This window comes from Robertmurraya sp. (assembly GCF_036676585.1).
Taxonomy (GTDB): Bacteria; Bacillota; Bacilli; order Bacillales; family Cytobacillaceae; genus Robertmurraya_A.
The window spans coordinates 1-19,696 of record NZ_JAKFCQ010000188.1 but is presented as its reverse complement, the minus strand read 5'-3'; the positions used below and the strand labels follow the sequence as shown (position 1 = coordinate 19,696).

20 protein-coding genes and 1 pseudogene are annotated in these 19,696 nt (G+C 39.2%); 6 read left to right on the top strand and 15 right to left on the bottom strand.

All coding sequences use genetic code 11. The features are described from left to right. Nucleotides 1–195: 195 nt before the first annotated feature. Complete coding sequence (locus ACGLXV_RS23415; protein ID WP_119709837.1) at nt 196–327, top strand: YuzL family protein; 132 nt, start codon at nt 196–198, stop codon at nt 325–327. A 100-nt stretch (nt 328–427) separates the two neighbouring features. Here ACGLXV_RS23415 and ACGLXV_RS23410 read toward each other — a convergent pair whose 3' ends face one another. From ACGLXV_RS23410 to ACGLXV_RS23385, 6 genes are all read right to left on the bottom strand, one after another. Then, nucleotides 428–1,345 (bottom strand): proline dehydrogenase family protein, encoded by a 918-nt coding sequence (locus ACGLXV_RS23410; protein ID WP_391560513.1) that lies wholly within the window; start codon nt 1,343–1,345, stop codon nt 428–430. Between the two features lie 806 nt (nt 1,346–2,151). After that, nucleotides 2,152–2,400 (bottom strand): YusU family protein, encoded by a 249-nt coding sequence (locus tag ACGLXV_RS23405; protein WP_119709839.1) that lies wholly within the window; start codon nt 2,398–2,400, stop codon nt 2,152–2,154. Then, entirely contained in the window at nt 2,397–3,194 is a 798-nt protein-coding gene (locus ACGLXV_RS23400; RefSeq protein WP_391560512.1) for an IucA/IucC family C-terminal-domain containing protein, read from the bottom strand. Before ACGLXV_RS23400 ends, ACGLXV_RS23405 begins: the two co-directional genes overlap by 4 nt. After that, complete coding sequence (locus ACGLXV_RS23395; protein ID WP_391560511.1) at nt 3,187–4,008, bottom strand: ABC transporter ATP-binding protein; 822 nt, start codon at nt 4,006–4,008, stop codon at nt 3,187–3,189. The genes ACGLXV_RS23400 and ACGLXV_RS23395 overlap by 8 nt, the downstream gene beginning before the upstream one ends. Before the next feature lie 25 nt (nt 4,009–4,033). Next, the gene (locus ACGLXV_RS23390; protein WP_391560510.1) at nt 4,034–5,089 is read right to left on the bottom strand and encodes a FecCD family ABC transporter permease; all 1,056 of its coding nucleotides are present in this window, start codon (nt 5,087–5,089) and stop codon (nt 4,034–4,036) included. Then, nucleotides 5,086–6,090, bottom strand: coding sequence for a FecCD family ABC transporter permease (locus ACGLXV_RS23385; protein WP_391560509.1), 1,005 nt, complete (start codon nt 6,088–6,090; stop codon nt 5,086–5,088). The genes ACGLXV_RS23390 and ACGLXV_RS23385 overlap by 4 nt, the downstream gene beginning before the upstream one ends. 232 nt (nt 6,091–6,322) lie before the next feature. On the opposite strand from ACGLXV_RS23385, the gene ACGLXV_RS23380 reads away from it, so the two are divergent. Beyond that, nucleotides 6,323–7,300 carry an ABC transporter substrate-binding protein gene (locus ACGLXV_RS23380; protein WP_391560508.1) on the top strand — a complete coding sequence of 326 codons (978 nt, stop codon included), beginning with the start codon at nt 6,323–6,325 and terminating at the stop codon, nt 7,298–7,300. 104 nt (nt 7,301–7,404) lie between these two features. On the opposite strand, the gene ACGLXV_RS23375 is transcribed toward ACGLXV_RS23380, so the two are convergent. Beyond that, nucleotides 7,405–8,577 (bottom strand): FtsW/RodA/SpoVE family cell cycle protein, encoded by a 1,173-nt coding sequence (locus ACGLXV_RS23375; protein ID WP_119710709.1) that lies wholly within the window; start codon nt 8,575–8,577, stop codon nt 7,405–7,407. 260 nt (nt 8,578–8,837) lie between these two features. On the opposite strand from ACGLXV_RS23375, the gene spoIIP reads away from it, so the two are divergent. From spoIIP to ACGLXV_RS23360, 3 genes are read left to right on the top strand one after another with little or no spacing between them, the layout of a single operon-like run. After that, complete coding sequence (spoIIP, locus tag ACGLXV_RS23370) at nt 8,838–9,962, top strand: stage II sporulation protein P (RefSeq protein ID WP_391560507.1); 1,125 nt, start codon at nt 8,838–8,840, stop codon at nt 9,960–9,962. Then, nucleotides 9,955–10,143 (top strand): hypothetical protein, encoded by a 189-nt coding sequence (locus ACGLXV_RS23365; RefSeq protein WP_391560506.1) that lies wholly within the window; start codon nt 9,955–9,957, stop codon nt 10,141–10,143. Before spoIIP ends, ACGLXV_RS23365 begins: the two co-directional genes overlap by 8 nt. 59 nt (nt 10,144–10,202) lie before the next feature. After that, the gene (locus ACGLXV_RS23360; protein ID WP_391560505.1) at nt 10,203–10,952 is read left to right on the top strand and encodes a (S)-benzoin forming benzil reductase; all 750 of its coding nucleotides are present in this window, start codon (nt 10,203–10,205) and stop codon (nt 10,950–10,952) included. 26 nt (nt 10,953–10,978) lie between these two features. Here ACGLXV_RS23360 and ACGLXV_RS23355 read toward each other — a convergent pair whose 3' ends face one another. Continuing rightward, a complete protein-coding gene (locus ACGLXV_RS23355) occupies nt 10,979–11,839 on the bottom strand; it encodes a GNAT family N-acetyltransferase (RefSeq protein ID WP_391560504.1) in 861 nt (286 codons plus the stop codon). A 206-nt stretch (nt 11,840–12,045) separates the two neighbouring features. On the opposite strand from ACGLXV_RS23355, the gene ACGLXV_RS23350 reads away from it, so the two are divergent. After that, complete coding sequence (locus ACGLXV_RS23350; RefSeq protein WP_276131141.1) at nt 12,046–12,180, top strand: hypothetical protein; 135 nt, start codon at nt 12,046–12,048, stop codon at nt 12,178–12,180. A 36-nt stretch (nt 12,181–12,216) separates the two neighbouring features. Here ACGLXV_RS23350 and ACGLXV_RS23345 read toward each other — a convergent pair whose 3' ends face one another. The 7 genes and pseudogenes from ACGLXV_RS23345 to ACGLXV_RS23315 all read right to left on the bottom strand — a co-directional run. Continuing rightward, nucleotides 12,217–12,441: a hypothetical protein gene (locus ACGLXV_RS23345; protein ID WP_119709849.1), complete on the bottom strand. Its 225-nt coding sequence runs from the start codon at nt 12,439–12,441 to the stop codon at nt 12,217–12,219. 62 nt (nt 12,442–12,503) lie between these two features. Further along, nucleotides 12,504–13,220, bottom strand: coding sequence for a nuclease-related domain-containing protein (locus tag ACGLXV_RS23340; protein WP_391560517.1), 717 nt, complete (start codon nt 13,218–13,220; stop codon nt 12,504–12,506). A 495-nt stretch (nt 13,221–13,715) separates the two neighbouring features. Beyond that, nucleotides 13,716–16,751 (bottom strand): MMPL family transporter, encoded by a 3,036-nt coding sequence (locus ACGLXV_RS23335; protein ID WP_391560503.1) that lies wholly within the window; start codon nt 16,749–16,751, stop codon nt 13,716–13,718. Nucleotides 16,752–16,754: 3 nt separating this feature from the next. After that, nucleotides 16,755–17,216: a MarR family winged helix-turn-helix transcriptional regulator gene (locus ACGLXV_RS23330; RefSeq protein ID WP_391560502.1), complete on the bottom strand. Its 462-nt coding sequence runs from the start codon at nt 17,214–17,216 to the stop codon at nt 16,755–16,757. 129 nt (nt 17,217–17,345) lie between these two features. Continuing rightward, complete coding sequence (gene aroD, locus ACGLXV_RS23325; protein ID WP_391560501.1) at nt 17,346–18,122, bottom strand: type I 3-dehydroquinate dehydratase; 777 nt, start codon at nt 18,120–18,122, stop codon at nt 17,346–17,348. A 127-nt stretch (nt 18,123–18,249) separates the two neighbouring features. Then, the gene (gene cobA, locus ACGLXV_RS23320) at nt 18,250–19,032 is read right to left on the bottom strand and encodes a uroporphyrinogen-III C-methyltransferase (protein WP_391560500.1); all 783 of its coding nucleotides are present in this window, start codon (nt 19,030–19,032) and stop codon (nt 18,250–18,252) included. After that, nucleotides 19,029–19,696: pseudogene (locus ACGLXV_RS23315) on the bottom strand (cobyric acid synthase); the annotation flags it as partial. The gene cobA and the pseudogene ACGLXV_RS23315, both read right to left, overlap by 4 nt.

The following is a 19,696-nucleotide window of genomic DNA, read 5'->3' as shown; positions in this document are numbered from 1 at the left end:
TGAGTGGATTCGGTAGTTTGAATGAACACTCATTCATTTTTGGTTACTTTTATCATAAGATATTTAAAAATTTTACGCAATCCTTTGTCGTTGAAATTTGAAAATTTTTTGAAATTTACATTATTTTATGCGACCAATAGAATCCTATGAATGTGGATATGTTATACACGAGGAAAAAAGTTTGGGGGTGTACCTATGGCAAAGATCAAGAAAAACCCATCAAAGGCTGGCGTAAGTGCCGCTAGTGTTAAGGGTGATGCAGGCCCAACTGTTGAAAATGATGGTGGTGGAAAAAGAAACAGCCAGAACAACCAGTATAAGAGATAATGATGAGTGTACCCGCACTGGATTTGGTGTCGGGTACGTTTTATTGTTGGGTCGCAGATGAATTAAAACTACCCACTCAAACGAATGGGCAGTTCCACACTTACTTTTTAAGCATTCCCTTCAGTACGAAGGCTACATTCGCTGGGCGTTCGGCTAGGCGGCGCATGAAGTAGCCGTACCAGTCGGTTCCATATGGGACGTATACTCTCATTTTATAACCTTCTTCAACTAACTCTATTTGCCTTTCCGGACGAATGCCATAGAGCATTTGGAACTCAAATTGGTCGTTGCTGATGCGATTGTTTTTGGCGAGCTGTTTGGTGTATTCAATGATCGCATCATCATGGGTGGCAACGGCCGTGTAATTTCCGTTTAGCATATGTCTATTTATGATTTTTTTAAAATTGGCATCTACATCCTTTTTATCAGGAAATGCTACTTCTGGAGATTCTTTGTATGCCCCCTTCACAAGCCGTAAATTCGGATGGTACTCATTCAGCTCCTTGATATCCTTTTCCGTTCGATATAAATATGCCTGAATAACCGTACCAACATTGTCATATTCACTTTTTAATTGCTTAAAAATATCGATCGTTTTCTGCGCACGAGAGTAGTCTTCCATATCTATCGTGACGAACACATCGTTCTTTTTCGCTGCTTCTAGTATTCTTCTCATATTGTGAAGAACAACGTCGTCTGAAATATCTAATCCCATCGACGTCATTTTTAATGATAATTGTGATTGAAGTTTTTCCCGTCCGATGGCTTCTATCGCAAGTATTGAGTTATCAGCCATTTCATTTGCTTCTATTTCATTGTCGACAAATTCGCCTAAATAATCGATTGTAACGAGTAGACCTTTTTGATTGAGGTCTTGAATGACACGTGTTGCAAGTTCAATCGTTTCACCAGCAACAAACCGTGATGCCCCGAATCGTAATCCATACCGCTTTGCTAATTTGGTTAATGCTTTATTTTTAGAAAGGAATAAAAAGAAATCTCTCATCAGTTGTTCCATTTTGATATCCCTCCTGCAAGCGTTTACTATAGCTATATGAAAAGGAAAAGCTAAGCGTTTCTTACTGTCATTTTACCATTTCCATTCGTCATTTCCTACGATGATGGGAAGGAATCGAACGAGATATAACCATGAAAAAACCGAGCCCATTTGGATAACGGGTTCGGATTCTTGTCACTTTTTATAAACATACGCTTTGTCCTCAAAATGCAGGGCTTTTTGTTGTGTAAGAATATTACAAAGTGCCAACTAATATATATTGCATTTTATGGCCAGGGTACTGTTATAAAACTGATGTTGATTTCACTGAGGATGAAAAATAACCGGAAAAATTCCGTTTAAATTGGAAAATACCCATATTTCCTTAAAAATAAGCGGAGTTTTTCCGCTTATGTGATCCAAATCTTTGAATTTTGGCTTATTTAGAGCAGTTAACCGGAATTCCTCCGCTTATCTCTGCTTCTTAAGCTTCCTCTGTATACATTAGCCGGAAATTCTCCGCCTATTATTTATCTTACCTACGAAATCATCAATGAATAATTACAGAGCCAAAGTCAAAAGAAAAACGTGTTTTTGTAAATAAAAAACACAGTATTTTGCAGTCCAATTTGCGAGGTAACATATCTCTGTAACCTTACATTTTGATATACAAATTGGACTACAGTCTCACGCCTATTTTTATAATTATTCGCGTTATATCAATAAAAAATGACCATCAAATTCACATACAAATTGATGGTCATTTTAATATAAATTTTGGATTTTTGTGACAGGTAACAGAACCCGTTACCATTTTGGACCCGGTTTTATTTCTTCGCTTGTCTGTGCGCTTCATTTAATTCTTTGATTTCATTAATCGTTTCCTTAATCTCATTCTTAGCATCAGGATACGTGTCGTTCCAATGCTTAACAAGAGCCGGCATTGATTTACTCATGTGAGAATACAGGATCCATGCCTTCACTTTTTCCACATGATCAACATCTGCCTCACCTAGTAGCAACTCGGTATATTTGGTTAGTAATCCATTGATCTTTTCATCTAGGTTATTGCTCACGAGTTCCCTCCGTTCTTATGTACCTTTTTTGGTCGATTACAAGTTTGCGGACAAATTTTACAACGATCCGCTGTTCCTGTTAAGGCATAAAAGAAGCAGCAAGTGGTTCGTACACGAACTTCTTCTCCGAGCTCAGGAATATAACGTTTTTCATGAAAATGCTTTTTTATTGGATTTTCGTGATAACTCCCAAACAATGATCCTGGTGCTTGTTGTGCAATGAAGTGTAAGTCTTCCACTGCACGCCCACAAACCTCTTCATCTTCATTTCCAGACAAAACGGATTCATATAGCCAAAAAATATAAATCGCAATATTTTCCCATAATACAAGTTTAGATTGTTTTGACTCCGTCTTCACACTTTCCACAATGGGAGTTACGATATTAGAGAAAAAGTCAGCTATAGCTTCATATCTCCATTGGTCTCTATCACCTGTAGGCTCACTAATACTCCACTCTGAGAAATAGAAAGAAGGAAGCCAGAGTGGATCTTGTTCGTCTGTTTGAAGATGCATATGCTCAAGCTGTATATGAAATCGTTTGTTAAAAGCGGTCATCGCATACAAATAAATGGCTGATAAAAAAGCGTATCTTTTAATAAACATGGATGCTGTCACTTTTACATTGGGCGACCCAATATGCTCCGAAGCACGACTGATAAAGGTTCGAAGCTGATCTTTTTGAAGAAGCTCACTTAACGTAATCGATAGATCAGATTCTTGATGAACTTTTTCCAATGTAAATCGATAATTCTTCAGTTGACTTAATTCTGTTTCTGAAAAAAAGTTATCCATTGACTGCTCCTGCCTGTCTAAATACCGTTCTTCCCTTTCCATATGGGATGCAAAGCGGGGTCCCGAATAAAGGGTCAATGGAAATTTCGCAATCCATTTCGAATACCTTCTTCACAAGACCTCTTGTCACTACATCCTCCGGCTTCCCCATTGCTGCTATTTTCTTGTCCTTTACTGCCACGATATTATGCGCATACCGACACGCTAAGTTTAAGTCATGAAGGACCATCACGATCGTGCGATTTTCCCTCTCATTCAGCTCAAATAATAAATCTAGTATTTCAATTTGATGTGTCATATCTAAATAGGTGGTTGGTTCATCAAGAAGAATAAAGTCCGTATCCTGTGCTAATGTCATCGCAATCCACGCTCTTTGACGTTGACCACCTGAAAGCGAATCCACTGACCGTTCCTTTAAATCGAGCAACCCGGTTGCTTCAAGCGCCTGATATACCTTCTCTTCATCCTCACTAGACCATTGCTTAAGCCATGTTTGGTATGGATAGCGGCCTTGCTTCACCAGTTGAAGAACCGTTAGACCTTCAGGTGCAACCGGTCCTTGCGGCAACACGGCCATTTGCTTTGCCACATCCTTTGAGGACATCTTTGCAATCTCTTTTCCATTTAATACGATTTCCCCGCTTTTTGGCTTTAATAACCGAGCAATTGAGCGTAAAAGAGTTGATTTCCCACAACCATTACCACCTATGAATACAGTAATTTCACCTTTCGGGATCGTCAAATCTAATTCATCTATAATGATGGAGTCACCATATGATAGCGTTAATTGTTTCGTTTCAATAGCTTTTTTCATCCTTATTCGCACTCCTTCCCTGACATTATGCATTTCTTGTTTTAAAAAGAAGATAAATAAAGTACGGTGCACCGATACCTGCTGTAAACACGCCTGCTGGAATCTCTAATGGAGAGAACATCGTTCGACCAATCAAATCGGCCACCATAACCAAAATGGCACCGATTAAAGCGGAGACCGGAAGTAATGCCCCATATACTGAGCCCACTAGACGGCGAGCCATATGTGGTGCCATTAAACCAACGAATCCAATTCCTCCAGCAAAGGCAACAGAACTTCCTATTAAAGCTGTACTTATAAGCAACAGCACAAATCTTAGTTTTTGTACATGAGTCCCTACACTTGTGGCTACATCATCACCTAATCCTAGTACATTCACTTTTCTAGCCATAAAAAAGGCAACCAACATGAGAGTGAATGCCCACGGTACAATCGTAAACACATTGGTCCAAGTTGAGCCATGGACCGTTCCAGTAATCCAGATATTTGCTTGGCTTGCCCGGTAGATCGGGCCAAGGAGCATCATCATCGTAGTTAGTGCTTGAAAAAGGGCTGATAACCCGATCCCTATTAGTACAAGTCGAACCGGGGACACTCCGTTTTTCCACGCAAAGATATAGACGAGTAAACCAGCAACAGCCGATCCAATAAAAGCTGCAAGCGGCATCCATTGAATGCTAACCGTTAACGCATTGCTTTCATTACTAAAGATGGCCAAAAATAACACAACGGCTGTTGATGCTCCGCCAGTAATTCCAAGAACATCTGGGGACGCTAGTGGATTTCTAATCATCCCTTGCAAAATGCCCCCAGCTACAGCCAGTGACATTCCCACGACTAAAGCGACAATGATCCTTGGCAGACGAAAGGATTGAATCACGAGCTTTTCCATTTCCGTTCCCCCGCCAAAGAAAACCGAGACAACCGTGACAGGGTTAATTTTCATATCACCTAAACCGGTGCTAATAATGAAAACAGCCATTGTTATTAGCAGCAAGCAAAGCATCACAAAGCTTGCTTTTCTATCTATTAATATAGACACTTTCCCTTGAAACCATCGAAGATTTTGATATTGCTTCACTTTGCGTTAAACCCCCTTCTAGCAATATAGATAAAGAAAGGAGTCCCTATGATCGCTGTCATCACGCCGACTGGTACTTCCTCAGGCATAATGACATACCTTGCAAGAATATCAGCCAAAAGCAAAAGAATGGCTCCTAAAAATGCGGAATAAGGAATGACCCATTTATGATCAATTCCTACAATACTTCTTGTAATATGCGGAATCACAATTCCAATAAAGCCGACAGGACCAGCTACTGCTACCGACCCACCTGCTAATAAAATGACAATTAGGCCAATTCCAATTTTTAATAACCCGGTACGAATACCGAGTGCTTTAGCCACATCTTCTCCCATTGATAGAACGTTAAGCTTGGAGGCGAGAAGTAACGCACCAATCCAACCAACGACGAAGTAAGGGATAACAGAAACAAGAATTTCGAGTTTTCTTCCTTGAATAGAACCAGCTAACCAAAACAATACTTGATCGAGTGCGACTTCACTTAATACAAGAAAACCTTGTGTAAAGGAGGAAAACATCGCAGCAATGGCAGCACCAGCCAATGTTAGCTTCATCGGAGTTAGTCCTTCTCGTCCGAGCGACCCGATGAAATAGACGCTGATAGCAGCAACAGCTGCACCAAGAAAAGCAATCCACGCAAAGGCTTGTAAATGACTGATTTGAAAAAGTGATACGGCTATAACCACAGCAAAACCTGCTCCAGCATTGATACCAAAAATGCTAGGTGAAGCCAATGGATTCTTTGTTAATGTTTGCATCAAAGCACCTGCGATGGCGAGACTACTACCTACTGCCGCAGCAATTAATGCTCTTGGCAATCGAACCGTTTCAATCACTAAATGCTCGTTTGATCCATTATTATTTTGAAACGCTTCCCATGCCATTTTCCACGACGTATCAGTATATCCATATACAATGCTTGCACCTATTAAATAGAGAAATAATAAAACGACAAAAATAAGTCCGGCAATTCTTTGAGAATTATTTTTTAACAGCATCCTTCTTATCCTTTTCTATATACTACTTACAAAATTCAGTCTATTGGATGCCATACACACTGTCAATGATTTTGAGAATCATTTTCAGTAAGTAGTACCATGAATTTTATTATCTAAATGAAAATAAATCTCAATTATCTATTGACACCCTTTTCAATTCATTTTATGATAATACCCGTAAGTGAAAATGATTATCATTAACAATTACATACATTCATTGTAGGAGGAACTTATGAAACTTATTAAATTTTCTTTCACTATGTTAACCATTTTAATTCTTAGTCTTCTAGCAGCATGCGGAAGCAACGAAGAATCGTCCACAGGTAGCGATAATGAGGATGCAAAGACGGAAAATACAAGCTATACCGTTGAGCACGCAATGGGGACAACCACTATTCCTGATACACCTAAAAAGGTCGTTATTTTAACAAATGAAGGAACAGAAGCATTATTAGCATTAGGAGTCACACCTGCTGGAGCGGTTCAATCTTGGACAGCAAATGGAGACCCTTGGTATGCGCATATTGCTGATGACATGAAGGATGTTCAAGTAGTTGGATTTGAAACAGATACACAAGTAAATCTTGAAGCGATTGCTGCTTTACAACCGGATTTAATTATTGGAAACAAAATGCGTCAAGAATCGATTTACGATCAATTAAGTGCCATTGCTCCAACTGTATTCTCTGAAACATTACGCGGAGACTGGAAGGAAAACTTTGAGCTTTATGCAAAGGCGTTAAATAAAGTTGAAGAAGGAAACAAAGTGATTTCTGATTACGATACTCGTGTTGCTGATTTGAAAACAGAGCTCGGTGACCAACTTCAGAAAAAAGTATCCATCGTCCGTTTCCTAGCAGCTGATGTGCGTATTTATCAAAAGGACTCTTTCTCTGGTGTGGTACTAGATCAATTAGGTTTTGCTCGTCCTGAAAGTCAAGATGTGAATGAATTCGCGATCAAAGGTGCAACAAAAGAACAGATTCCATTGATGGATGGAGACACTCTATTCTATTTCACTTATGAAACAGGTGACGGAGCAGCAACTCAAGTAGAGAAGGAATGGATTGAAGATCCACTATTTAAAAACCTTGAGGTTGCCAAGCAAGGAAATGTTTATAAAATCGATGATGCCATCTGGAATACAGCTGGCGGAGTTATCGCAGCAAACCTGATGCTTGATGACATCGAAAAGTATTTCTTAAAATAAGTTAACTTCTTAAATTTGATATATATGACTAACTCCTGTTATTACCCCCCTCAATATAACAAGGAGTACTCCCCTAAAAAACCCTCGCCATTCGGCGAGGGTTTTTAATCGTCACTTGAAAACATATACTTTTTATGGTGATAACGAATCGAAAAGATTAAGCTGATTGCTAGGAAATTCCCCATTATTGAGCTTCCCCCATAACTAATGAATGGAAGCGGAATTCCCGTGATTGGTAAAAGACCAATCGTCATTCCGATGTTTTGAAACACGTGGAAGGTAATCATACTAATAATTCCGACACAAATATACGTATAAAACTCATTTTTCGTTTCCATACCAACCTTTGTAATATGGTAGATCAGTAAGAAAAACAAACTAATAATGACGCTAGCACCGACAAAACCAAATTCTTCTCCCACAATACTAAAGATAAAATCGGTATGACTTTCTGGCAAGTATACTTCTCTTGTACCGTAGCCCTTCCCTGTCGTTTCTCCTGAACCAATGGCTAGCAAGGAACGGGTCAGCTGGAAGCCGGTAGAACTTTGATAATTGTAAGGGTCGATCCAGGAATAAATTCTCCCAAATTGATACTCCTTAACTCCGAGATACTTTTCTAGTATTTCAGGTTTCCATAGTACTAAGTAGAAAATGACTCCGATCAAAGAGATTCCTGACGAAAAGATCGGCAGAAGAATCTTCCATGATACCCCAGAAATAAAGATCATCCCTATCATAATCGCTATCATTACAAGAGATGTTCCTAAATCCGGTTGTTGCATGACGAGCAGTAACGGTACCATCGTAATAAGAACAATTTTTCCTAATAAAATAAAATCCGTTTGAATGGTTTTGATTCGGTATTTCTCATGATGATCTCCTATTGCTCTTGCAAGTGCGAGGATGATAAATACCTTCATAAGCTCAGCTGGCTGAAGCGATCCGATAAACGGCGCCTTATACCAACTCTTCGCCCCATTAATCACAGGTGCAATACTAGATGGAGCAATGATGAGGAAGGCCAATAGAAATACTCCAAATCCATAGGCATACCATGAGAGCTTTTTAAGCTGGTCCGAATCAAGTGTGATGACTGCAACAATAATCCCGATTCCAATTCCATACCAAATGATCTGTTTTAATAAAAAGTTTGAATCATACTGTCCTGTCGATTGCGCGCTATAAATAGCAATACAGCTCGATAGAAACAGAAGCATTAAGATAAATATTAAATGAAAGTCTATTTTAGACGAAGGCTGTTGATTTGAAGACATAAAAATACTCCCATCTGAAAACATGGTATTCAATTCTCCATTATATTTTTAATTCTTATAAAGCACAACTCTTCTTTCTTTTTTGGGAATGATTACATATCAGTCCTATAACTAATGTACCGTACAAATGTGAAAAAAGTGAGAAATTGATATTTCCAATAGCGAAAATCATGGTTTTCCTCCTTTTCGAACGATTCTTGTTTCCTTTTTCTCTTCTGAAAAAGTGGATAGGCTCATATAGTAGCTAAGGAGGTGTTGACATGAAGTCTTCAAAGCTATCATTATGGACCTTTTTACAAGGTTGGTTGGCTATCATGCTAGCTACGTTCTTACTTGCAGGAATTGCAACAACCTACACAAATGCCTTTACTTCTGAAACCGTCAAAAAATGGATTTCGAATATTGACACACATGAATGGCTTGTTTATTTTGTAAAATCGGAGAACCACCATATATATAACGAAAAAGCGAGCTTAACGGTTTCTTCCTTATCAAAGCTCGCTCTAAAACTGGCAACAAATATTCAACCAGAGGATACAAGAACGTTTTTGGGAAGAGAACTACCTGGATTTTCCGTATTTGATACAAATATCGTAGTTGCCGGTACTGGTACGAATTTCACTAACCTTCCGATCGAATCCGCTCCACCGGTAGAAATTTTATTACAAGAAAGAGAAATTGCAAAGGAAATGCTTAAAGAGTCTGAAGGTGACAACACCCCAGTCGTGGCAGGGAAAAAAAGTGTATTTATCTACCATACACATAGCTGGGAATCATTTCTACCATTATTAAAAAACGCTAAGGAACCTGAAGAGGCGACTAGTAACAATGAATCAGCAAACATAATTGCTGTTGGGAAAAAGCTTACTGAGGAACTAAATACGAATGGTATTAGTGTTCTTCACGATACAACAAGCATGCCTAACCTATTAAAGGAGAATAATCTTACAACCGATCATTCCTACGATCTTTCCCGTAAACTTGTCCAAGAGGCACTTGGAGGAAATGATGCTATTGATTACGTCATCGATATTCACCGTGACTCGCTTCGAAAAGAAAAAACAACACAGGTGATTGATGGAAAATCTTACGCCAGACTATTCTTTGTTGTCGGAAAAGCAAATAAAAATTACGAACAGAATCTAAAAGTGGCAACTGAACTAAATGAAATGATTGATGAAAAATATCCGAACCTGAGCCGCGGTGTTCTAGCAAAAGGACTAACGGAAGGAAACGGAGTCTACAATCAAGATTTATCGACAGGGTCGATTCTCGTAGAGTTTGGCGGAGTGGATAATGACTTAACCGAGCTGTATAACACGATTGAGGCCTTTGCGGAGATCTTTAGTGAATATTATTGGAAGGCAGAGAAGGTAAATGGATAAATTACATGTTCTCCCTCACCACTATTTATTTTTCACTTTTATTTCTTCCTTTTTATTGTATCTCATTTTAGGCTACCACCTAATCACGATCGCTTGGCTTGTAGCAGGCATTATTACCTCGATTTACATTCTGATTGAGGATCAGCTTCTCAAATTACAGCAATCAGGAAAAGACTTATGATTCGTTGATATTTTATCTCGTATGGTAAGATATTTCATATAATGAGAGGACGTGTTGTGATGAAATATGCAGTTGTAACTGGGGCTTCCAAAGGACTTGGTGCCTCGATTGCCGAAAGAGTTCTACAGGAACAGTTCGGGCTCATTTCTATCTCCAGAAATGAAAATCCTGCACTAAAACAGCTTGCTGGGGAAAATGGATTATTTTATAAGCATGTACCTTGTGATTTGACGAATAGAATTGAGATCGAGCAAGCTTTTTCTGCAGTTGCCGAGATTATTTTTTCCAGCACAGAAAATGAAGTTTTACTCGTTAATAACGCAGGTGTGGTTGAACCGATTGACCGAGTTGGAAGTTTAGATCATGAGGCAATTGAAATATCCCTTCGCCTCAATGTTGCTGCTCCGATGTTCGCGACGAACCTTTTCTTACAAAAGGCAAACGGAACAAAGCTAACCGTTGTCAATGTTACATCTGGTGCTGCCGAAAGACCGGTTCAAGGATGGAGTGTGTATTGTAGCACAAAGGCAGCCTTAAATATGTTTACTAAAACCGTGGCAGTAGAACAAGAACATTCCGGCAATGCGACGATTATTGGTTATAGTCCAGGAATTATGGATACTGATATGCAAGGTGTCATACGCTCTTCAACGGAGCATGCCTTCCAAGAGGTGAATAAATTTATTGCTTATAAAGAAAATGGGATGCTAAGAAGCACAAAAATTGTTGCCGATGCACTCATTGACTTGCTTCTTACTGAAGAGGTTGAAAACGGAAAAATTTATAGCGTAAATAATCTACTAAAGTAGCTTCCATTTCCTGAAGCTACTTTTTTTTATGCTTGACTTGTAACTGGGTGCTTAAAATAATGGGGAAACTCACAAGGCGAAGTGGTTTTTACAAACAGTACATCATCAGTCGAATCAATTGGATGAACTCTGTAATTCTCAGGTTGATCAGGTGTAAAATGAATATACACGTTTTCCCCTAATGCTGATAATGCTTGAATTTGCTCGTCCAAGGTTACTTCCCTTTTACTAATACAATCAAATAAATGAATATCGCTGTCGATCACTTTATAGATAAGAATCGATGCACATGATTCATCATAATAAAGATCGTTTGAAAACACATGAAGAAAATGGAAAAAGTTAATCCCTTCTGTATGCAAACTGGAAAATGTTTGTGATAGTGGCTTTCTATTGGTACTGTAGTCTTCGAGTAAATAGATGTCTTTTTCTAGGTCTATCTTTCTGAGCGTTTTGTCATGTTGTTTTATTGGGAGTTTTTTGCTGAAAAGATGTTCTTTTCTTCGACTAAATCCGAATTTCGGATAAAAATCCAGAACAGTATGGTTCGCAAATAAATAATAGAGGTCTACCTGTTTGTCATAATCCTCAAACACTTTTTGTAAAAGCGTCTTTGATAACCCTTTGTTTCGAAATTGGTCATCAGTCATAACCGTTCCAATCTGTACGGCTTTTTTCAATTCCCCATTCAGAAGTAGAGTTAGTACATTTACGGATACATTGGCAATTACCTTGTTATTCACGACAAACGAATACGGAATATATCGTTCATTCCAGTAGCCTCTTTTATACCATTTTTCAAATTGAATACCAAAGGTCGATGATGCAAGGTCATTAAAACTTTGCCGAAGCGTCAATTGGTCTTTGTAATTCTTTACGAACTCCATATACTATCTCCATTATCAAATTTTTATATAAATTTTTTCCTGTACATGTATAAAATGGTAACACATTGGCGAGTATATTAGTACAAGTGTAATTCCCCCTTTTTCTTTGACCTCCCAATAGTGGAGGTCTTTTTCTTTTTTCATGGTTGAAGGAACCCGTTGTGAGCCAAACTATCATCGAAGGTATTTTGAAAGGAGCTCATAACATGACTAAAAAGTATAATAAAGGCAGTAAAAACCAAAATTCTGCTAAAAACCATGGCGTCTTACACGGAAGTGGCGACAATAGCAAAGGAAACAAACGTAATAAGGATCAGAACGATAAGACCGATCTAGATTAATGAATTGAAAAAAGGTGCTGAATATTGCTTCAGCACCTATCTTTTTGGATTGATTTTTATTGCTGGTGTTTCATACATAACATAAGTGGGAAGAGGATCGGCCGTTTGATCATGGGAGAAGGCCTTCTCAATTTCTAAATTTGCTCTCGTCGCTTCCGTATCACCAGGACTTGAAGAGTGAACATCACTATCCTCAAGTCTTTCTGTTAGCTCAATATTTGCATCATTAATGGCTGCAACTTCGTTTTCTTTATTTTGCAATTCACTCACCTCATGTATAGTATCTTTCCACTCTTCTTTCTTATCCGTCGATTATTTGGCTGTTAATTTTTCAATGGATATGTCAGCTTGTAGGTACGATGCTTTTTATCATAAGGCAGGTTTAGGTTTTGGAGTATCCGAGTTACTGTGGAGGCTTTTTCTATACGAAAAAATGCTTTTGCCTCTGCATTTGTCAAGCTTTGTCCAAAAAGGAAAAAATAATCTTCCAATGATTGGAGATGAGCGGTTTTGGAATAAGTTTGACATGATGGGCAAAACCAAGAACCATATGTTTTTTGCATGGGGAGATAATTGCAATTTGAACAGTGTACTCCTTTATACAGTTCAGTTGGTTGCAAATCAAATCTTTTAAGGATAGGGTCCAAGTTTGGAGTGTGTTGTTTGATGAAATGCCGAGATATTTTCCTAAGTTCCTTTTCTGAGAGAATTTCCTTTTGGTGTGAGTACTCAATTTGGGAAATTTTCTGGAGAAGATATTCTTTTGGGATGATTGACTTGGTTGAGCCTGTGGATTTTATGATGGAATAAGGACTACTGATTACAACTAGAGAAGTAATTGGAAGCGATGGAAGGCGGTTTTTTCCTAACCAATACTCTAATTCCTTTTTGTGACGGTAAATTTGTGACAGAGGGTCTGCGAACGCCTCCTCTCCCCCATCTTTTACTCGAATGAGTTGATGAAAATTCTGATCAAACAGTAATGTTCCACTCATGTTTTTAATTTCTAATAATATGATTAGCTTTTTTGATAAGAGCAGAGAATCAATTTAGAAAAAGGATTGGCGTCCTAGTAGCCTTAGATCAAGAAAAATATGGTAATCTTCATCAGGAATATGACTCAGTTGGTAATCGACTTGCAATTCTCCTTTATAACCAGCTAGGGACCTACCCGATGCGTCTTTAATGAAAGTGTATTGGGGGTGATCTTGGGAAGTTCTGCGTAAAAGTGCCTGTAATTTACGTGCATGGACGGGAAATTCACGGGGTTTCACAATCAAAAGGGCTCACTCCTCATATTTTTTATTGATTTATTCGTGGAATGGATTTAGTTATCCTTCTGTAGTCACAAAGTGTTCATGAACTTTTAGTAGTTGTTGTAAGTTAGTGGTGTTTTGTTGCAACTATAGATAGGTTTCTTGCAACTTTACCCTGGTTTGTTGCAACTTTTGAGATTCGACATACATTTAGACAAATTTCGACGTCGACCACCATTAAAAACCCCGCCAACCATGGCGGGGTTCCCACAATCTAATTTATTTTTCCCGTAAGAACGGCCACCAATTGGCTTTTCCGAATGTTCTTACCATGACCGGGATAAATAATGGAAGAATCACAAGGGCATATAGGAATAATCCTACTAATACGATTGATGCAATTTGTAGTAAGGATAGCATTCCTGAAGGCATCATCGCAGCAAAGGTTCCACCTAGGATGACAGCTGCTGAAATGATAACCGTCCCCATTTTTTTCATTGATTCAAGCATGGCTTCACGAATGGTTAGATCCTTATATTCATTAAAACGGTCCATTAAGAAGATACTATAATCTACTCCGAGTGCGATTAAGATAACAAAGCCGAAGAATGGTACGGCCCAGCTAATTCCTGTATAACCTAGGAGGTTAACAAATATCGCTTCATTAATTCCCATAGATGTGTAGAACGTTAAAATCAACGATGCAATGATATACGCTGGCATGATCATTGAACGGAACAGAATGACTAAGATGATGGTTATCCCTACTAACATCAGTACAACAGTACGAGAATAATCTTCTCCTGAAATTGCATCAAGGTCAGCATTTGTTCTTGTCACTCCACCAACGGCAACCACGGCATTTTCAAGCTTCGTATTCGCTGTTGCACTCTTTACTGCTTCATTTAGTTTATCCACTTGATTGATGGCCTCATTGGAGTAAGGGTTAGCTTCAAGAATAACATCAATCGTCATTACTTTACGATCATTAGACATATATGTGTCTAACACCTGAACAAAATCTTCACTTTTAAGGACCTCAGGTGGTAGATAGAACGCACCATTCTCGTTTTCAGAAAGACCTTTAATATAGTCTTGAGCCGAGCCTAATCCATCTGAAATTTGATTTAAGCCATCTACACTTTGGTTCAAGCCATCTGTTAGTTGACCTAATTGACCACCTAATTCACCAAAGCCATCTGCAAGCTGCTGTTGACCGTCACGAATTCCGGCTAAGCCAGAAGTTAGCTTTGGCATATTATCAACAATTTGCCCTTGACCGTTTGCAAGCTGATTGAGGCCAGCAAGCTGTTTGTCAATTCCAACGATAAACTGCTCTAAACCAGAAACGATTCTTTGTTGGTTCTCATTTATTACTGCAAATCCAGCATTAGCCTCAGCCATGCCACTAGCTACTCCAGCTAATTGTGGCTGAACCGTTTGAACCGTTCCCTTTAATCTTTGATAAGATTCATCCATTTGTAACGCAGGATAACTCGTTTCTAAAGCGGCAAAATACTGTTCAGTAGAAGCAAGAGCGGCAGAAAGCTCGTTTAAGCCAGCTCCCATTTGTCCATACGCACCAGCAAGCTTTTTGTACTCCGCTAACAGCTGCTCAGCACCAGACTTCATGTTTACGAGCTCTGTTTTGATTTGTGCAGAACCTGCTGCTCCTTGACGAATACCATCTTCAATTTTTGCTAAGTTTGTTTGAATTTCAGTTAATCCTGACTGAACCTGCGATGTTCCCGTTACGAGCTCCCCGATCCCAGCAGTTGCCTGTTCAAGTTGTGGAGCCGAACTCTCAAGACCAACACTTGCTTCCGTTAGACCTGAACTAATTTGATCGAGACCTTCTTTTCCTGCTCCAAGTCCTTCTTGTAACGTGTCAGCTTGCTTCGCGATTAAAAAGTCTTCGATCGGTTCACCCGTTGGTCGTGTAACCGATCGAACGGTGTCTACTAGTGGAACGCGCGCTAACTGCTTACTAATTTCTTCCACTAGATTAATATATTCCATTGAGTCCATTGCCTCGTCATTTTTTAAAACGATTTGAGTTGGCATCGATTCACCTGGCCCAAAGCTATCAGCAATCGCATTAAAGGCACGAATAGAATTGACGTCTCCACTTATTTCTTCAAGAGAATTATAAGAAAGCTTACTATCGTATGTGACCAAAAACGGTACACAAACGGCCGCTACAATAAGAAGGGCCATCACTGGGCGCTTGAGAGAAAATTGACCAACTACACCCCAGAATTTGCTTTCTCCGTGCTCAGCCGTACTTTTTGAAGGCCAAAAGATTTTTCCGCCAAGTACAGCCATAAAAAACGGAACAATCGTAAATAAGGCAATCAATAGAAGTCCTACTCCAACCGCAACAGCTGCAGCTGATTGATAAAGCACAAATTTTGAGAATCCAATTGCGGCAAAACCGATCATTACGGCTAATCCACTAAAAAATACCGTCCGTCCGGCATTACGATACGTCGCTACGATCGCATCTGCACGATTTTCGTATTGAGTAAGTTCTTCTTTATAACGGCTTAGTAAAAGGATACAATAGTCCGTTCCTATTCCAAATAATATCGCCACAAGGAAAATTTGTGTATAACTCGAAACCGGAAAATCCAATTTATCTACTAAAATCGAGACAATCGATTGTGCTGCTAAATAGGAGAACCCAACCGTCAACAACGGGATGATCGGTGCTACCACCGAACGGAATACGAGTAACAATACCACTAAGATGAAAACAACGGTTATTCCTTCTGTCTTTTTCAGTCCTTCTTGAGAGCTTGTCATCAAGTCTTCATTAATTAACCAGTTACTCGTGTAATCGTGGTCGACCTTCACGTCCTCGATCGTTTCATAAAGGGCTTCACTTAGTTCTTTCGGTTCACGACCCTTCCACTCAATGGTTAGCGATGTAAGGATCGCTTTTCCATCCTTTGAGACAAGCTGTTCTTCTAGAACCTCCTCATTAAAATGAGTAAGAATTTCTGTAATCCCAAGCTCTTCTTTTTTGTTTTCAAGTGCCCGAATCGCTTTTTCAGCCTCTTGTATTTCTTTATCCGTTAATTTTTCCTCACTATGAAAAACGAGGGCGACCTGCGTATCATCTCCTCCGCCTTCCTGTTCTTGGACGTTTTCCATAATGTCAGAGGCTAATGAAGAGGAATATCCTTCCGGAACATCAATTTGTCCCTTCTCACGAACAAGATCGGCCATGTTGGGAGCAAGCATGAACAGTCCAACAATTAGAGCAATCCATGCCACTAACACTAACCACTTATTTTTAATAATCGCATACATGGGCTAATCCTCCAGTTGATTCTTCTTTGTTTCTATAAGTACGTCATGCAATTTTTCGTATGACTTGATAAACATTTCTATTTCGTGTTGGTCGAATTTCGTGATAATCGACTCCACCAGTTTATGGATTCTAGCTTCCGTTTCTAAATAAAGCTCATTGCCTTTATCCGTTAACGTTAAGTACACCACTCTACGATCATTTTCATCTCTCGTTCTCTTTATAAAGCCCTTCGTCCATAATCGAGTAATAATGGCAGTGATCGCACTCTTTTTTACAGAGAAAACGTCGGCAAGCTCTGACGATGTACAAGAATGATTTTGATAGATGTAGCGCAACATATAATGCTGTTCACTTGTTAGATCACAATCAAGCTGCTCCTTTACAAGTGCTTCCCCTATCTTGTTAACAGAAAAAGATAGAGAAATATATTTATTCACCACTTCTTTAATACGCTGGTCTGGCAATGTAGTATGTCACCTCCAAAAAATAGTTTCATTATTTAATTGTTCAACTGTTTAACTATCTACTCGATTATCATAATGGAGACCTATAATGGTGTCAATCAAAAAAAACGAACCAATAAAATTGGCTCGCTACTTTTGTAAGCTATGATGAATGACTTCTAGTGTTCGTTTAAGATCGGTTACTTCTACTTGTCCTGGTGCTGATGCTTTTTTTAACGCTCCGAATGTAACGCTTGATCCAAACACTTCACCGGATAGGCGACTAATGGCGCCTTGCCCTGCCATAGACATGGTGATAATCGGAGTATCTGGATGCTTTTCTTGCATCTCAACTGTAGCTTCCAACAGTGCTAGCACATCTCTAGCAGAGGTCGGCATCACTGCTATTTTTGGAATATCTCCTCCTAGCTTCTTACCACGGTTAAGAATTTCCACCATTTTATCCTTAGAAGGTGTAGAGGCAAAATTATGGCTAGAAAGGATCCCTAATCGACCATTCTCATGAATGATGGAGAGAATCCGATAAATATCCTCATCCCGATGTCGCAGCTCAATGTCTACTAAATCTACCATACCTGACTTCGATGCTGCTTCATTCAAGTCGAAATAATAAGAAGTATGAATTTCCTTCTCTCCACCCTCTTCTAGGCTTCGAAATGTAAAAACAAGAGGAAGCTCTTTCAAACGCTGATGGATAGATGAAAGGGCAGTCATCACCTTACTGAGGTCTTCACTATCATTGAAAAAGTCTACCCGCCATTCAACCATATCGACAAAATTCTTATTTAATTGAATAAGATCTGCCTCTGCTAAAAGATCTGCCTCTGTTCTCCCTGTCATAGGTACACAAATCTTCGGTGTTCCTACACCAATACGAATATTTTTTACCGTAATGAAATTCGCCAAGATACGATCCCTCCATTCTTACCCTCTACTTTATCCTACAACGGCTCTTCATGACCACAAAAAAATAGGATACTCTACAAAAAAGAGTACCCTTTTTCCATCATGCAGTTCCCTTATCATACATTCCTTACCCCATTGCCATAGCTCGCGCTTCAGCGTGATTTTCTTCAAACCAATGAATCTTCTCTCTCATTTGAACTACCTCTCCCACTAGAATGATAGAAGGGTGAGATATTTGGTACTTACTCACAATCTCTTCAATTGTTTCCAACGTTCCTGTCACGGTTCTTTGAACAGAGGTCGTCCCCCAATGAATGACTGCAACCGGTGTTGTTGCCTTTTTCCCATGAGTCATTAGGTTCTTACAAATATTTGAAAGATTGTTTACACCCATATAAAAAGCAATCGTATCAATCCCTTTAGCAAGAGCCTCCCAATTCAAAAATTCACTTCCCTTTTCCACACGTCCATGTGCCGTTACCATCGCAAAAGAGGTGGCATAATCTCGGTGTGTGACAGGAATACCTGCATAAGCTGAAGCTGCAATCCCCGCTGTAACTCCAGGAACCACTTCAAAAGGGATCCCATGTCTTGCTAAAAACTCTGCTTCCTCCCCACCTCGACCAAATACAAACGGATCGCCCCCCTTCAATCTTGTTACAATTTTTCCTTTCATCGCCTGATCCACAAGAAGTTGATTGATTTCATCTTGAATCAAATGGTGCTTGCCCGGTCTTTTCCCACTATAAATCAGTTCACAGTCTTCCTTCGCATGCTTCAGTAATTCCTTATTCACTAACCGATCATAGGAAATAACATCGGCATTTTGAATGCATTCTAGCCCGTACAAAGTTAGCAATTTCGGGTCACCAGGACCTGCTCCAACAAGATATACCTTTCCTTTTTTCATCGAGTTCCCTCCAATGCTGTTTTAATTTCTACATGTATCTTCTTTTCGTAATACTCACGCATCTTCTCTTCTATATATGGAAGATTGATATGTTCTTTTACATGATCAGCTAGCTGATCATACGCTTTCTCACGTTGGGAGCGAAACGAAACTCGGCCATGTTTTTCTTCTAGCCCCTTAACTTTCCGAATTTGATTAATAATCGCTGCACGATACGAGTCATTATCAAAAATTCCATGAAAGTACGTTCCTATAATTTTTTGATTTTCACTTATGACTCCATCCGTGGTCGTACCATGAGTAATTAATGATGTACACGGCTTTAAAAACGTCGTAACTCCCATATGAATTTCGTATCCTTCCACATCATGAGTTTGCTCATTTATTTGAATGGTCCCTTTTGATAGGGTGGTCGTTTTCTCAGATGTGATGGTTGTATAGATTGGCAATAGTTTTAAGCCGTCTTCAATCGTTACCTGGGATTCAATACCTTCTGGATCCTCGACAGTTACTCCTAGCATTTGATAGCCTCCACAAACTCCAAACACCATCGTTTTCCCATTTTTCGTGAGCTTTAGAATTTCTTCATACAATCCGGATTGCTTAAGAAACATCAAATCCTCAATGGTATTTTTACTGCCAGGCAAAATAAGCAGGTCAGGAT